Source organism: Budvicia aquatica DSM 5075 = ATCC 35567 (genome assembly GCF_000427805.1).
Classification (GTDB): domain Bacteria; phylum Pseudomonadota; class Gammaproteobacteria; order Enterobacterales; family Enterobacteriaceae; genus Budvicia; species Budvicia aquatica.
The window spans coordinates 23,865-39,355 of sequence record NZ_ATYS01000023.1; the positions used below are offsets into that span (position 1 = coordinate 23,865).

Consider the following 15,491-nt stretch of genomic DNA (forward strand, 5'->3'; position numbering starts at 1 on the left):
TAATATTTCACCGAGTGAATGAGAGGGTTAATATCAATGATGATATCTCAGTATATTGTGAAACATTTAAAGGGCGGTTTATAAATGAACAGATTTGATAACATAGCTCAATATTACTTTGACCATCATTTATCCGATATGAATGTTGATAGGTTTTGGAAAACCTATGCCATAAAAGAAGAAATGATGTTAGAGAGAAACTCTGATAAGGGCAATGAAAATGATACGAAACTTTTTTAAGTGCTAATTCATTATTTGATATGTTGTATGGGCAGCATGACGAAGTGTCCTGTACTAGCCTTGGGCCTTTGAGCCCAAAGCTTATCTACGGGCTATTTAAAAAATCGTTTTGCTTCAGCGATTCGAGGCTCTATTTCAATGAGACGATCCATTAGCGGGAAAAACCATTCCGGAGCTTGCCACTGGCTGAAGTCGGTGCGATGCTCCGTGGTAGCTAGAAGGTTTTCACATAATGGGTGGGTAATTTTCGGCGTTGTTAGCCCCCGTTGTCCCCGGATATTTTTAATCGCCTGATATTCAAATGGCCATAGTAATGAATAGTATTCGCTATAGTCATATCCAACCGAGGGAGCTTCCTCTTCAAGGTAGAGGCCTCTGGATGACCATGTTAAGTGACTGTCTAATAAAGAATGGATCCCTTCGGAGATCAGTACTTCATCTTCAGAATAAAGAATATTTTTGACAAAATTAGTATATAAGGGGTCATAGGGAATTTGAACTGTATTCCAATTAAAAGCCTCATTATGGATTGACGCTAATATGCCATACCCCAAAATGCCCAAACGTTGCGGGCTGACATGACTTGCTTTCAATCCTAAAACGGATTTAGTCAGTACTCCATTAGCGACGTTATCTTTCAGGCCAGGATAACAAAAATTGGCCATCTCGACATTATGAGTCGCCATCAGCATCAATAATTGATAGCCCTGACGATTAAAGCTAGTGCTATATCCGTAGTATCCTTCGTACTCAGCTACGCCAGATACAAACATATTCATGAAAGTAACAGCAATGAAATTACATAATGCTTGATTATTTTGTTGATGTTTATTCATCAATAACCACGTATAAGACTCGCCATAGGTATAGTTTAAGTTGTAATAAACATCGGTACCAGCATATATCTTTGGTGTGTTTGTCGTTGAATTAATAGCACGTTGAAATCTCTCTAACAGGGATTTCTCCCGAGATTCTATGTTGGTTAAATATTTTTCCCTTTTATTATACATCTGACTAAATTGCAGAATCTCTTGATATCTGGTCATTACAATTCCCTAAGATAATCATTTCACATTTATTAAAGTAATAATACCATATCGTTCTAGAGTAAATTTCTTATGCTTTATTTTTTGCACTTCTCATTCCAAATGTCATTTCCGGTTTTGTTGATGATTGAACCGGGATCGTTATCGCGAGGGATCAGCATATTCTTGCGATACAAATAGCGCTTTCTGCCTGTGTCATTATATTCTAAAGAAACAATAAATCGTTCCTGATAAAGCTTTTTACCGCTGTTTTCATCAATGGCGGTAACAATACCACATACGTGAGCCATAACACTTTCTGACGTTCTTTCTTGCTCAACGTATTGCAAGTCCTTAAACTCTTTTTTCGCGCTTTCTGGTCTAAGTGATTTCTCTATCCCTTCCTTAGCATAGGTCACCATTGCAGATTCTGAAGGAGGACGCATATATACTTTATAACCTACATAGCTACAAACGGCGATAACCGCCAATATAATTAAGATACGTTTTTTTTTCATTTGGGCATCCATATTCAGAATGTAATAAGTTTTGTATGTAATTTATTTTTCAATATATATTAGTATGTTATCTTAGTTTATATCAGCGTAATTCTGATTGTGGGCCATAGCTAAGTAAATAATAGCGTTTCAAAACCTCATTAAAATAAGCATCAAACGCTTTTTGCTCTGCCAGCGTGATATGCCTGCCATCTTTACTTTGGGCTTCTAGCTTGCGTAAACGTTCTTCCAGCGGCTCTGACTGTGCCATTACGGCTTTAATGTTTTTGACAACGGTTCTTAGCCGGGTAATGGTGATAAATTTATTCTGCCGCTGGGCCTCATCGAGCTCACCGAGCAGGGCATTTAAACCGCGTTCGGTATCATGGTAGCCATTAATGCCTGATAGTGGAAAAGAGGAGGGCTGTAACCATTCTCGCCATGCCTGTTCCAGTGGCTTTTGCTTATCTGAATCTGGCCAGATCTTCTGAGATGTGGCAACGAGGTGATTGCCATAATAATAGGGAGCCAGAGGAGATAGCTGCTTAAGGGTATCTAACTGCTTTTGGTAATTATCAAGTACCGGTGTTTCTAACAGCCGGAGCTGGTTTAGCGGTATGTTCTCGATGTTAGCAGGCAATGATTTGGCTGGTTGATTAATAAACCAACTCAGTTGAGGTTCTGTCAGCATCCTGCCGATCTGTAGCTGTTCCTGCTGTGTTTGGTGATAAAAATATCCCGCGATACCTAATACCAAACTTGCCGTAGTGATACCAAGGATAAAACTTGGCCATCGCTTCACTGTTGCGGGGGGAACTGCGCTAACATCAGACTTAGTGGTAGTAATCACTCTTGGTGGTTGGTTTTTTGGGGGTAATTGATGCAGTTTCGCTGGCTCAGCGGGTTGAGCGTTTTCATAGTGGCTATCTGCAACAAAGATCATCTGAGTCTTATCTTGTGGCAAGTTATCCGGAAGCTGAATGACAGCCGCTTTTTCTAATTCATCTACTTTGGTTTGCACATAAAAATATAAATTATCAATACGTGGTGCTTTAGCCAGCTTGACCTGTTGCAATTTATCCGAAATAAGTTCCAGAGCTCCGCTGGCTCGTCTGAGTAAATTCAGATCTTCTATCTGGTACTCATACTGTCGAATAATTGAACCTACCCGGGTATTTAGCCAATCCAAAGCATCAACCCGTGATGGTATCTGATCCGGCCACATGGTATTCCATTGGTAATATACCAACGCGGCAGCTAATTCGGTACCTTCAACAAACCCGGCAAGACCTGCTTGCTGAGTTCTGGCTAAAGTGAAATAGCATACGCTTAGTAAATCAATACCGTTTTTCTCAAACAGAGTAATAGCGTTTATCTCAATTAACGGCCAGTTAACTGCGGGCTGTAAGGGATGAGTTAGCTTATTGATCTCTGTTCTGACTGCTTCAAATTCATCATATGAACGCGGATCGCCTCCGACATGGATAAAACGATAATGACTGTTTTCCACAATTATTCCTTAATTCCCCGGCGATACAATGCGCCGGGGCTGCAATTAGTAAAGTGTTTCAGATAAACGGAATTGGCTGAAAAGCCCTCCGGCAAACGGATTGTCTGCACTGTCGACATAGACTCTGTACACCATGTACCCGCCATCGACGGTATAGCGAACATCGAAAGTATTTTCGGTGATGTTTGACAGCTGTCCTGCATCTAATAATCTGAGCTGGGCCCATATACCGCTGCGTGAAATACCACGTTGCGTTAGGCTGGCACTGGACATTAAGGTGATACGGCTTTCAACGTTATCACGCATGGTATTGGGCCAGATCATGCGAACTTTATTGCCACGGCCATGACTGTATTCCAGCAGTTGGCCGTCAAGATTGAGTACGCTGCGTCGTTTGTTGCCCGACATCTCTACGGGTTCAATAGCATATTGAATACCTAAGCCATTTTGCGGGTTGAAGAAAGTTCTGCGGATCTTCTCAATATTTTTTAACTGGTTTAGAACATCACTCCGGATCAGTGACTGATTATCAGCGCCCTGAAGCAGGTTGTTTTCAACAAATACTTTCAGGTTTTCCTGATAGAAGCTGTCAACCGTTCCACCTGGTTTAAAGAAACGGTCAAATTCACTCAGAGGGACATCTTTCATCGATTCTTTGCTAAATGGGTAACGGCCAGCCAGATTAAGCTTATATTCGCTCACTACCTTTTCGTTCCATTCAACTTCAAGGGATTGAATTGCCTCCCTCACCACGACATCCCATACTTGAGTGGCGAGCTCATTGAGCCAGCGACCAAGCGGCTCAGGTAATGTTTTAGCTAACTGCTGGACCTCAAAAATAGGATCGCTACCGTTATTATTCAGACGTAGCTGAACGGCTTTAAGAGCAGCCTTACCCGGAGACGGCGAATTCTGTATTGCTAACAGATATCGGTGTAGATCCCCGAGCTTTTGCGTCGCATTTTGAATGGCGCTTTCCTGATTATTGGTTTCATCTAAAACCGACGTTTCTTTAGTAAACTCCCGGTGAATACGGTTGATCATCAGGCGGTCTTTAGCTGATACCGTCGCGGTAGCCAGCTCTTTTTCTGTCGGCGGATTCATTCCCTGAGTATTTTCTTGCAGTGCTATCAGCGCTTTTTTTAGCGGTTGCTCACCACCGATAACATTTTCCAGTGCAGAGATAGCCTCTGGTATATCAGAAAACTGTTTGATACTGAGATTAGCGACGGCACCATGCCAAGTACTGACATAATCACTGACATATAACTCACTGATCTGTCTTTTGATTTCAGCCCGATCGGCATCGCTATATTCAACGTTTTGCGTGATATTCAGCACCCAACTGTCCATGGAGGTTAATTCAATCAGATGGTCGTTTTGTTTCAGAAAATAGTTGAGCAACCCTGAGTGAGTTAAGAATTTTGGTATATTCAATAGCTTTTCATTATTGGCTACGAATATCGTATCAAAGCTGCTGCCGATCTGTGTTTTTAAGTTGAGATCGTTTGGTAGTACATCGCTCGCTTTGATGCGTAAATTCTGATAGACCCGCTGGTAAATCGATAGCTTACTGAGCTCTTTCTGCGCTTCTTTTATCGGTGTCTTATAGGGTGAGAACGCCTCTAATGCGCCGGCATTGCCATTTTGGCGAGACTGGTACCACTGAACGTGATCCATCGCGTATCCAAGATGATCATAGAGTTGGTCTTGTAGTGCTCGCTGCCCTTTAAACTCATTACTCCAGCGATTTTGCATGTAGCTTAAAACCAATGCATTGTTGCGGCCGGATTCATCTTCAATCATACGGATAATACGTAGAATACCTAACTTCTGCTCACTCTCTTTAGGGGCGGCGTTCAGTTCGGTAAATAAGCCGTCCATGATGGCCGGCAGATATTTTTCTTGTAACAATCGCAGGTATGTTTTTTCGATATTAGGACCGATATTGTAGCCCTGATAAAGCCCAAAGTCGGCAATAAATCGGTTACGGTCATGGTAGTTTCCGTACGCAAACATAGCTTCACTTAATGGATTGAGTAACGGTAACTGCAAATTGCCGTACAAATCTTTGCCTGTGGACTGTTCGATCTCCATAAACGCTTTAGCCTGTTTTAGGACATCTTCGCCGGCACGATAGTTTTGAATATAGTAATACTGCCAACTGCCGATAAGGCATAGGGTAAGTAAGGCGGCGCCGCTACCAAATATCGTCATTCGGCGCCGGGCTAACCGGGTATAGTGTTCATTTTCACCGGCTAGATTTGGCTCAGAAAACAGCACTTGTGAAAATAGATTACGTGTAAAATATGGCACTGTTTGAGCAGTTTGCCAGGTCGGATAGGGCTGGCGGCTGAGTTGGTACTGTGCCGCTGCAGATTTGACGAATAGGTCATCCATCTGGCCTTTTTGTGTGGATGACGTGAGGTAAAGCCCTCTAAGCAACAGGCTATTTTTGTCGATATTAAATAATAAAGACTCAATCAGATTTTTTGCAAACTCTTCCATTCCTACCATTTGGCGGCTGAAAGTAAAAAGCGAGCTACGTTGATGGCTGTCAACGTTATTCAGCATCATATCAGGCATTGCTGAATTAATACGCTGTATCCAATTTTGCCAGAATCGGGCTAATTCAGCTTCCCAACTTTGTTCATCGTTAAGAGTGAACGTGACGCCTAAGATGGTATCGCGCTCTTCTTTGCTCAACGACTGGTAGATGGATTCAAAACCATAAAATAGATCGAGCTTGGTAAAAATTAGGTAGAGCGGCACTCGATTTTGACGGGTGTTCACAATATCCGTAAGCCGTTGGTTCAAGGTGGCAATATAGGTTTCACGTTGTTGCTTGCTTGAAAGAATAAACTTATGAATATCAATCGTAAGAATAATTCCGTTCAGTGGTTGACGGGTGCGTTCCGTGGCCAACCACTCCAATAGAGAGGTCCACAGGCGGCTATAAAGTTTAGGTTTATCCTCAGGACTGTCATTTTGATTGATTAATTCACCGCGAACGTCAAAAATTGCAGCTCTGTCGCTTAATAAACACTCAAGATAGAGGTGTTCATCGGTGTCATCGGTTTCCTCTACCTCATACAGACGGGTTAATTTGATGCTTTCGTTTAACAGCGTTGTTTTACCACTGCCTTTATCACCTAACATTAGATACCAAGGAACCTGATAAACAGCAGAGCGAGACTGCTTAAAATGGCGTTGTAGCTTAATTAACCAATGTTGTAGATAGCGTTGCTGCAAGAGAACATGAGTGCTAACCGGATCTTTGATCTCTTCTTTAGTTTCTTGGCGAGCTTTTTCGTATTGGCGAATTTTTTGTACCATTAGCCAAACAACCCAAATACCCACGGTGAGCGCATAAACTGCGGTAATCAGTAAGCGTTTAGTGATGCTGGCAAACGGCGCGTAGTCTCCTATCTTCCATTCAGAACCCCATACCCATAGCCAAATTAGTGACAGTACGATGAATGCGGCAATCATTAAGGTGACTGACGATCTGACATTGGGTAACCGTGGCTTCACTAATCGAAATATTGGAAATTTTGCAGGCATTTTCATTTTGGATTCCTATTCCGATTAGCGAGAGGAGGCGGTCAATGCGCTAAGAGCGGCAAAGAAAGATGGCTCCCACTGCTCAATTGACAGATGTTTGCTGCCGTTGAGCAGGCTTTGAGCCTGCTGAGCCGCGAGTACGCCAAACCCAGCTTTAGATAACAGTTGGGCACTGAGTTTTTGTTGATGATATTGTTGGCGCATTTCTTGTCCAGGAGGTTGGGTATTGAGCTTTCTTAAGGCCTCTTCGTATCCCTGTGTCTTAAGGCATTCAAAGAGTTCGGCATCGGTATCAGAGGTTTGGTTTAAAGCCTCTGACTCGTTTTGCCGTAGCCACATTTCCATTTCTGTGGTAACTAAGCGTGATTTGTCGTTAAAGCACAGTGCGCTTATTGCCGGTAATTGAACAATAAATTGCTGAAGTGATAATTTAATCGCGTCCGCCGTAGCAGAAAAGCCGAGTCGGGTAGCAAATTGCGCTGAAATATAATGCCCTTCAAGCCACCACGGCATTACCGTCAGGCTATTCTCAAGCTTGAGCCATTGTTCGTGGGTCGGTTTTGCCAGTGATTTGTACTCAGCCACTCTGTCGGCATTTTGTGGCGGTAACTCGGTAATACCGTTACGGTTAATGGGTTCAGAAAGCGTGCTGAAAATAGCATGGCGACGAAGTTGAAAGGCAATAGGTTCTCCGGGCGAGCGTTCAAACAGAATTTCTGAAACTTTAATAAGCGTTCGTTTCCAGTCCTGATCGGTGTGCTGATTGATATTTACCTGAGGCATCACGGGGCTTGTTACGTTGGATAACTGGGCCTCAGTCAGTATGCTATTACTGTCTGGTATTGACTGATCTATGGCAGGCAGGGTGTCAGCGGTAATGTTTTCCGTGGCTATTAACGCATAGCCTTGGATCGTTTGGTTAAAGTCGTCATCTATAGGCAGATGATTGACTGTGAAGTAGTTGTATATTCGCTGTAGTTGCAACGACGCAATCTCACGTTCAATCACCGTAGATTCTGAAATAAAAAGAGGTTTAGCCTGTAAGAACCGCTGAATAATTTGTTTAAATAAGCGTAATTTTAATTTCTGTGGCGGTGCGCTACTAACCCAGTATTTTTCAATATAATCTGCGAGTAGAGAAAAGGCTAAAGCAATATCATGTGGTTTTTTTCCATGCTGGAGGGTGCGTAACAAATGAGTTACGACGCGCATATCTTTTGTCTTTTCTAACAAAAGGATCGCGTGTTCCTGAATTTTTCCAATATCGACATTGCCGTGGCCAATGGTACCCAACTCAGCAATCCTGGCATCAATATATTCCCAGTCAGAGTCGCCATCTTTAGCGGCACAGGTGACATCATCAACGTCACTCAGTATTGCTTTTCGCAAATGATGATTTTTAAATTCCATTCACATCCTGCCATATTACCAATGACAAGCCGATCGCAGAGGCGCGATAGCTTGGGGTAAAGTCGATAAATTAAAGACCAGTCCGTCCAAAACCGGATCGTCAGATTCTAACGTTAGCTTTTCTGCATTAATAAGTTGTTGAATCTCTTGTATGCCCGGTAAGCCTCGGCTGCCTTCAAAGACATAACCATTATCACGAATAAACCACTGTGTTTTGATGGCACCGTGGTTAGTTTTTAGCGTTATGTTGTTGCTACCAGAGCGGATAGGGTCAACCAATATCACTTGTATCCGAGTGATGTTGTCGACACAGCTAAATAACAAGATCGGACGAGGAGGTTGGCGACCAAGTGCGGGTGTCGTTATCAATACCTTTGGATTATCACCACCGCTGTTGCTGGATAAAAACGCTGTTTCATTGGTGCTGGTGCGATTTTTTTCCAGCTCATAGGCCCAATCCCATGCTGGTACGTGCTTAATGCTGGTTGCTGTAGTCTGTTGAACGAGCACTTCCGGACGAAGAATTTGGTCATAACAATCAAGGCGACCAAAAGCTGAAGGGTCGTTTGCACACTCAGTCAATAACTTGAGTTTGGCGGCATCATCAGGTGCCGCTAATGCCAAACTTCCCCACAGGCTCATTAGTATAATGATCAAACTACCCGATGTGATTTTCATCCGTATAGTTCCTTCTTAATCACCATGAATTACTCTACCTCGGCAATAAATTGGTTATTTACAACGGTGAAATTGATGGTGGAAATAGGTTCACCGGCAGATAGTTTATTGAGCAGAAGCAGCGATACCGGGGGTAAGAGTGCTCCATCAATGATTGATTCCAGCATACGGGCACCGTTTTCAGTACGCGTTGAACGGGATAAAATTTCATTGGCTACATCGTCAGCGAAAACTACTTCGGCGCTGAAGCGTTGGCGCAATACTTTATCCAGACGCAATAACTTATCGGTGATAATAGATTTCAAGGTATCCGAAGACAGAGGTAAGTAAGGGATGACTTCCATTCTGGCTAAAAGGGCGGGCTTAAAGAAGTCAGCCAGTTCTTGATACAGATGATCAATAATGGTGTTCGGCGAATCGGCGTAGTCTACGATGGTCTGATAACCGAGGTTGGATGTTAAAAAGAATACGATATTCTTACAGTCGATTATGCGACCTTCACCATCAGCAAGTTCACCTTTATCGAATGCTTGATAGAACAGGTTAAGCACATCCGGATGCGCTTTTTCAACCTCATCAAGTAATACAACAGAGTAAGGTTTCTGGCGAATAGCTTCGGTTAACACCCCGCCTTCACCGTAGCCAATATAGCCCGGTGGCGAGCCTATTAAGCGAGAGACGGTATGCTTCTCCTGAAATTCAGACATATTAATCGTGGTCAAGTACTGGCGGCCACCAAACAGCAGGTCTGCAATTTGTAACACGGTTTCTGTCTTACCCACCCCTGAAGGGCCCACAAGCAGAAATGCACCCAGCGGACGGCCAGGTCTGCGAAGATCTGCCCTTGAAGTTAACAGATGCCGATGTAAGTGCGCTATCGCGAGATCTTGGCCTTTAATTGATTTATTCAGATAAGTTGGAAGCTGAGTTACTACTTTCAGCTCATCCTGCGATATCTGATTTAAGGGGACGCCAGTCCATTCAGCAATTACGCTGGCGATCTGGGTTTTGTTTACATGCGGTGATACCAGAATATCCTGTTTCTGTAACGCGCTTAATTCATCGGTTAATAGTGTGAGCTTAGCCAGTATTACGGGCTGTCCATTGACCTGTTCAGGTAAGACAAGCGGATTTTCGGTAGTCGCAACTGAATGCTGAGCATCAGTTTGCGTTAATAGTTCGGAACGCAGGGCGATGATTTGGTGTACCAATGCTTGCTGCTGCTGCCATTGAGTATCAATTTGCGCTAATTCTGATTGAGCATCACCTTGCATAGTCTCCAGAGTGGCTAATCTTTCTGAGAAGTCATTGAGTCCCAGACGATGCTCCCGTTCGAGCAGGATTGATTCTGCCTGTAACTGATGGAGTTTGTTTTTTAAGGCCGAAATCTGACGAGGTGGCGAGGTTAAGTTAATGGCTACCCGAGCGCAGGCGGTATCCAGAACGTCGATGGCTTTATCCGGTAGTTGGCGGCCAGATAAATAGCGGTCACTGAGCAATGCCGCCGCCTGAAGTGCATCATCATCGATCAGAACATTATGTGATTTCTCATAAATATGGCGTAGGCCACGCATGATGATGATAGCTTCTCGCGCATTAGGTTCATTAACTTTGACTAACTGAAAGCGTCGGGATAAGGCGGCATCTTTTTCAAAGTATTTTTTGTATTCACTCCAGGTCGTTGCCGCAATAGTTTTAAGCTCCCCTCTGGCAAGCGCTGGCTTAAGCAGATTAGAAATATCAAGGCCACCCGCATTATTTCCTGCACCGATTACGGTATGCGCTTCATCAATAAATAGAATAATGGGGGTAGGCGACTCCATAACCTCAGCCATCACGCCTTTAAAGCGTTTCTCAAACTCTCCTTTGACAGATGCCCCAGCCTGTAAAGCCCCCAAGTCAAGATTCATCAGTTCAGTACCTCGTAATTTATCGGGAACCTCACCGTTAATAATCCGCAGTGCCAATCCCTCAATGAGGGCGCTTTTACCGACACCTGCCTCACCAACGACAATCGGATTATTTTTACGACGACGACAGAGAATGTCGATCATCAGATCAATTTCCTCATCTCGACAAAGCACCGGATCCAGTTTTCCGTTTCTGGCTTGAGCCGTAATATTCGTGGCATAACGGTTCAGTAGAGATGAATCAGTACTGGTTGGGTATTTACTATTTTCTAAGTCTTCGGATGCGCTTTCATTTTCAGCTGAACCTTGGGTCCAGATGGTGAACTGATTTTTGACCAGTTCAACGTTGATGACCTGCAACTGCTTAGCAATCTCTGCCGACAGATAGCGAGCCGGGTTGTCCAAAAGAGCCAAGAGCAGAGCGCCGGTTCGAATACTTGATTGATTAAGTTCCGCCGTTGCGAGTAAAAGTGCATCTTTGAACCACTCAATCAACAGGGGGGAGAATGCGGGGGTATCATCGCGTTTACCTTGCTGATAAGCACAATTTTCAAGACTGTTTTTTATTGCGTCGTAGCTCAGATTAGCCTTGTCGAAAATAACTCGCATATCGCATAACGGGGTATTCAGACATTCAAGTAAATAATGGGCAACGGTAATTTCGGACTCTTGTTGACCAACACAAGTGGATGCCGTGGTTTCTAAAATTTGTTTACTGATAGGGTTAAACCGGGCAACCAGTTTAGGGATGTCTATTCTGATCATCTTAAAGTCCTTATTAGTGCAATAACTTGTTCAGTTGCGCAAGAATGTCCATGCTTTGGCTGTGCAGCTTAAATTGATAAAACACGTATACCACGCATAGGCCAGCAGCCAACCAGACAGACATACGCTTAATGGAAAGGCGATTACTAAGAGAGTATTTACTTGTATTTGCCCTGCCTTGATGAAGTAAGGTTCCGCCGGCATCACTATCTTCTTTTAAAGCTATTATCTGATCATGCAAACGACGGAAAATTCGGTTAAATTCTTCACTGTTTCCTTCAATCACTTTGTAACGACCGCGAAATCCTAAACAGAAACAGATGTAAATGAATTCCAGTAAGTCTTTATATCTTTTTGGTTCAGCTTGAAGGCGCTCCAATAATAAATAAGCGCGTTCTCCTCCCCAGGCTTCATTATGAAATTTAACTAATAGAGATTGGTTGCCCCACGTATTTTGATTATCCCAAGGGTGTTGCATGGCAACTTCATCAATAAAAGTACAAAGAATGTAGCGGAATGAGACTATTTGACTATTTTCATACCCTTGGGATTGTAATATTTGCTCAATCGCCCCCATATCGTTGACGACTTGGCGGTATAGAGATTCTGCATTATCAAGATGAGTAATATCTCGAAGTCGTTGCACCATACCTAATAGCGGAGTGGCAGCATCAATCATAGGATTTACACTATTTCCTCGCAGGGTAAAGGCATGCTGATTCATATTTTTATTCGTCATTATTTGCCCCTGATTGCCCAAAACTGCATATCTAGCTCAGGAAAATTACCTGATACATGGAATGCAATAGCACTATTAGTCACTATGTCAGCCCATGCAGGAGCTTGAGTATCCAGTTGGAAATAGGTGTAGCCTGAATGGTGTGGCAGTTGTGCCGGTGCTGCATTCAATGGAATTAGTGGTACACCCTGTATTTGTACGCTGACCAAATCGCGAATTTTATTTGGTGATGAAATTTTAGTTTGTTGAACAAATTGGCGGAACAGTTGGTCTTGCGGTACACGAGCTTTTACCGCAATGATGAAATCTGAAGTTGCCAGCAGTTGTTTATCATGAATAACGCCGTCAGAAATACCGTGCGATCTTTTGGTCAACTGAATTGAGACCGCTCTTGGCGTTAAGACAATGCTGAGTGCACGGCGAGTTATCATCATTAACTCATGGAAGGTTAATGACAAATTGTCATGGTCATAATGAGCGAATATTGGGGCAACGCGGGATTCATCGGTAAACGTCATCAGTTCACCACACAGTGAGACTAGCTGGCGGTATAAATCTTCAGGATGAATGGCGCTACGTTTTGCCAAATGGATAAATATAGGCTGCATACGATTAAATAGCTGAAGCATCATGAACTCGGCAACATCTGCAACACCTTGCTGACCGGGAGCACTAATACGACTTGATAGCTGTTTAGCTCGTTCAGTAATTAAGCCAGAAACTTCACTAAGAAAATCATATAAGTAAGGTACAGTGATGAGTGAATTGCACGTTGGAATAAACGTTTCATCAAGTATGAGTGTACCGTCTGGGTTTCGCTCTTTGATGCAGCAAACAGGCAGCGTTGTATAGGCGCTAAGATCTTCTGAACCTTGAATAAGTTTAGGGGCTAGCATCGAGACAGGGATTGTGTTGACGCTTCCATTACGGCCAAATACATCCCGGACATCATTACTACCCTGAACAAAACGTGTGCTACCCGTTTTTAACTCTTGGGCCGTGTCAATATTTGCTATGGAAAAGTTACGAATAGGCAAAGCAAGATAAATAATTCGGCTAGATGCGTCATTTATTTGAATAATATCTAATGGGTCAGGAGACTTATCTTGATAAGGGAGTTCAAATAAGGTCCCATCCGGCATAGTTCCTTCAGCAGAAGAGAGACCAATTCGACCTAAACGCAAGTATTCCCGGTTTATTTCTAAATGGCTAAAACCATAAAAATAGCAATTCAACATGTTGAGCAGATGGCTAGACAGGTATTCATGATATCTTTGCTGTTGCTGAAAGTGTTGAGGGCCAATGGCTCCGTTTAACCAGACAACATTACTTTGCGTTCCCATTATTTATCTTCCTTTCTAATTTCAACTCGATCGGCACGCGCATGGATCATTATGTTTTCTTTTTTACCCACGCTTTCGACGTCGATAATGTCGTACCACTGCGAATCATCAATATAGGAGTAGTGGGCGATAATACCGATGAAGCGAGTTTCAGCATCGAGCTTTATGGGCGGCAGTGATTTAAACTGGCCTGGTAACAGGCTGTAGTCCTGATGGTTAACATAATTTTTGCCCAATGCTTTTTCAGGCCCGTCATTTAATATTTGGTCATAATCAATGGATGAAAACTTAGAGTCATCATTGAGATAAACAACCTGAAGTTCTATTGGCGTTGGTTCACCGCTTTGGTTAGGATTCAAATCGGGCTCTGATACCAGCGTCAGTGAAATCTCCGTAGGATTTTTCGATGGATAACCCACCGGAACATTCGGATCTTTAATCACTTCCACAATCTTTTGTGTTGTTTCACAACCAGTTAATAACGCTACCACCACCATGAAAAACAGTGGTAACAGATAGCGGTGGATACTAGGCATGATTTTCACGCTCCAGATTTAGCTTACGGATCTGTTTGTCATATTCTTGTTCATAGTGTTCCCAGAACAGCTTTTCAAATCCGGTTTGGCGGTTAGAAGAGAGCTCTTGGTAGTAGCTGCAAAACATTTGCCAACTCCAGTTGTCATCCATCTCCTGACGATTACGCCCATGTCTGTAACTTGTGAATCGGCTAAGTAATTGTTCAGGAGAAAATACATCAAGTATGGCTGAGAGGGCATATTGAGTTGCCGTATGGCTTGCCTGATTGTGGAGCTGAATGTTGTCTAAGCTTTCAGCGACCGCCGTGGGAGCGGATAAGTGCACTGAACATGCTTTAGAGGAGAATAAACTAGAGATAGTGTCTTCATAGGTTTGATTTAAGCGCAGCGGGTTATCTTCAATAGCGCGAAGATTTTTATGATTTAGAATGCTTTTAGATTGCTGAAGCTTAAGTAATCCTTCAATTGATGCACGAATTGTTTGCCCTAGCTCTTCAAGGATGATGTTTGCTTCATCGGTATTCTCAATATCAAGGCTCACGCCAAGCCCGCGTAAAAGAGGCGCGACAGCAAGATACATCTCGGGAGATAAGCGGTTATTGTGTAAGTTATTATCGCCATTATTTCTATTGGTTTTAATATTCAGAAAACCGGTATTTAGCCCTGAGGTTTCTTGTTTGAGGTTATAGTCATAAAGTTCTGGTTGAGTTGAAGATTCCGGTAAAGAGGGTGTATTGTTATGAAATTGGCTGATTACACTTAATGAATCGGCATCAATCGCTTTAAGCGGATCAATGATTACATTATCTTGGGTATCTTCAACTGAGTGATGTGATTGAGTTTTGGGATGGCTTCTTAATAGTTCTTCCAGTGGCTTATCGCTGTGATGAATAATATCCGTTGGTTGCGTACTTAATATATCGATAAAGGCCTCTGGATTTGAACCAGTCTGAATGTTGACATTAAGTTTACCGATTTGCGCTTTATCACCATGTTGTAATTTGATACGTTGATGGAGAGAACTAACTTCTGAACCATTAATAAATATGGCTTTACCACCCGCTAAGGAGATAAAAAATGCACCATCTTGGTAATCAAGATGAACTTGTGATTCGGCAATGTTGAGATTTATATCTTGCAAAATCCAGTCATTGGTTGCGGCACTGCCAATTGTTCCACCGTTTATTGAAAAATAGTGTTCACTCTTCTTCCCACTTTGCATCAGTTGTGGATTGGTGACTTTAAGCAATAGGGTATGCTGATTCTTTTCCATG

The 15,491-nt window shown here is 42.9% G+C and carries 12 protein-coding genes; 1 reads left to right on the forward strand and 11 read right to left on the reverse strand.

Going from position 1 to position 15,491, the window contains the following annotated elements; all coding sequences use genetic code 11:
* The first annotated feature begins 84 nt into the window (after positions 1-84).
* Complete coding sequence (locus YWE_RS30390) at positions 85-240, forward strand: hypothetical protein (RefSeq protein ID WP_154661407.1); 156 nt, start codon at positions 85-87, stop codon at positions 238-240.
* Between the two features lie 92 nt (positions 241-332).
* Here the strand turns inward: YWE_RS30390 and YWE_RS30075 are convergent, their stop codons facing one another.
* From YWE_RS30075 to tagH, 11 genes are all read right to left on the reverse strand, one after another.
* Complete coding sequence (locus YWE_RS30075) at positions 333-1,286, reverse strand: hypothetical protein (RefSeq protein ID WP_051323287.1); 954 nt, start codon at positions 1,284-1,286, stop codon at positions 333-335.
* 77 nt (positions 1,287-1,363) lie between these two features.
* The gene (locus YWE_RS0110485; RefSeq protein ID WP_029094486.1) at positions 1,364-1,783 is read right to left on the reverse strand and encodes a hypothetical protein; all 420 of its coding nucleotides are present in this window, start codon (positions 1,781-1,783) and stop codon (positions 1,364-1,366) included.
* A gap of 82 nt (positions 1,784-1,865) precedes the next feature.
* Positions 1,866-3,272, reverse strand: a complete 1,407-nt coding sequence (locus YWE_RS0110490) for a VasL domain-containing protein (protein ID WP_029094487.1) — start codon at positions 3,270-3,272, stop codon at positions 1,866-1,868.
* Positions 3,273-3,317: 45 nt separating this feature from the next.
* The gene (tssM, locus tag YWE_RS0110495) at positions 3,318-6,842 is read right to left on the reverse strand and encodes a type VI secretion system membrane subunit TssM (protein ID WP_036015708.1); all 3,525 of its coding nucleotides are present in this window, start codon (positions 6,840-6,842) and stop codon (positions 3,318-3,320) included.
* Positions 6,843-6,860: 18 nt separating this feature from the next.
* On the reverse strand, positions 6,861-8,246 hold the full coding sequence (gene tssA / locus YWE_RS0110500; protein WP_029094489.1) for a type VI secretion system protein TssA: 1,386 nt from the start codon (positions 8,244-8,246) through the stop codon (positions 6,861-6,863).
* 15 nt (positions 8,247-8,261) lie between these two features.
* Positions 8,262-8,924: a type VI secretion system-associated protein VasI gene (vasI, locus tag YWE_RS0110505; RefSeq protein WP_051323288.1), complete on the reverse strand. Its 663-nt coding sequence runs from the start codon at positions 8,922-8,924 to the stop codon at positions 8,262-8,264.
* Between the two features lie 29 nt (positions 8,925-8,953).
* Positions 8,954-11,599, reverse strand: coding sequence for a type VI secretion system ATPase TssH (tssH, locus tag YWE_RS0110510; RefSeq protein WP_029094491.1), 2,646 nt, complete (start codon positions 11,597-11,599; stop codon positions 8,954-8,956).
* Between the two features lie 13 nt (positions 11,600-11,612).
* Positions 11,613-12,338, reverse strand: coding sequence for a type IVB secretion system protein IcmH/DotU (gene icmH, locus YWE_RS0110515; RefSeq protein WP_036015711.1), 726 nt, complete (start codon positions 12,336-12,338; stop codon positions 11,613-11,615).
* Entirely contained in the window at positions 12,338-13,681 is a 1,344-nt protein-coding gene (gene tssK / locus YWE_RS0110520; RefSeq protein ID WP_029094493.1) for a type VI secretion system baseplate subunit TssK, read from the reverse strand. The genes icmH and tssK overlap by 1 nt, the downstream gene beginning before the upstream one ends.
* A complete protein-coding gene (gene tssJ, locus YWE_RS0110525; protein ID WP_029094494.1) occupies positions 13,681-14,217 on the reverse strand; it encodes a type VI secretion system lipoprotein TssJ in 537 nt (178 codons plus the stop codon). Before tssJ ends, tssK begins: the two co-directional genes overlap by 1 nt.
* Positions 14,210-15,490 (reverse strand): type VI secretion system-associated FHA domain protein TagH, encoded by a 1,281-nt coding sequence (tagH, locus tag YWE_RS0110530; RefSeq protein WP_029094495.1) that lies wholly within the window; start codon positions 15,488-15,490, stop codon positions 14,210-14,212. The genes tssJ and tagH overlap by 8 nt, the downstream gene beginning before the upstream one ends.
* Between the last annotated feature and the right edge of the window lies 1 nt (position 15,491).

Excerpts from the sequence above, each read along its gene's own strand:
- YWE_RS30390 (WP_154661407.1), top strand. The coding sequence starts at position 85 with ATGAACAGATTTGATAACATAGCTCAATATTACTTTGACCATCATTTA.
- YWE_RS30075 (WP_051323287.1), bottom strand. The coding sequence starts at position 1,286 with ATGACCAGATATCAAGAGATTCTGCAATTTAGTCAGATGTATAATAAA.
- YWE_RS0110485 (WP_029094486.1), bottom strand. The coding sequence starts at position 1,783 with ATGAAAAAAAAACGTATCTTAATTATATTGGCGGTTATCGCCGTTTGT.
- tssM (WP_036015708.1), bottom strand. The coding sequence starts at position 6,842 with ATGAAAATGCCTGCAAAATTTCCAATATTTCGATTAGTGAAGCCACGG.
- tssA (WP_029094489.1), bottom strand. The coding sequence starts at position 8,246 with ATGGAATTTAAAAATCATCATTTGCGAAAAGCAATACTGAGTGACGTT.
- vasI (WP_051323288.1), bottom strand. The coding sequence starts at position 8,924 with ATGAAAATCACATCGGGTAGTTTGATCATTATACTAATGAGCCTGTGG.
- tssH (WP_029094491.1), bottom strand. The coding sequence starts at position 11,599 with ATGATCAGAATAGACATCCCTAAACTGGTTGCCCGGTTTAACCCTATC.
- icmH (WP_036015711.1), bottom strand. The coding sequence starts at position 12,338 with ATGACGAATAAAAATATGAATCAGCATGCCTTTACCCTGCGAGGAAAT.
- tssK (WP_029094493.1), bottom strand. The coding sequence starts at position 13,681 with ATGGGAACGCAAAGTAATGTTGTCTGGTTAAACGGAGCCATTGGCCCT.
- tssJ (WP_029094494.1), bottom strand. The coding sequence starts at position 14,217 with ATGCCTAGTATCCACCGCTATCTGTTACCACTGTTTTTCATGGTGGTG.
- tagH (WP_029094495.1), bottom strand. The coding sequence starts at position 15,490 with ATGGAAAAGAATCAGCATACCCTATTGCTTAAAGTCACCAATCCACAA.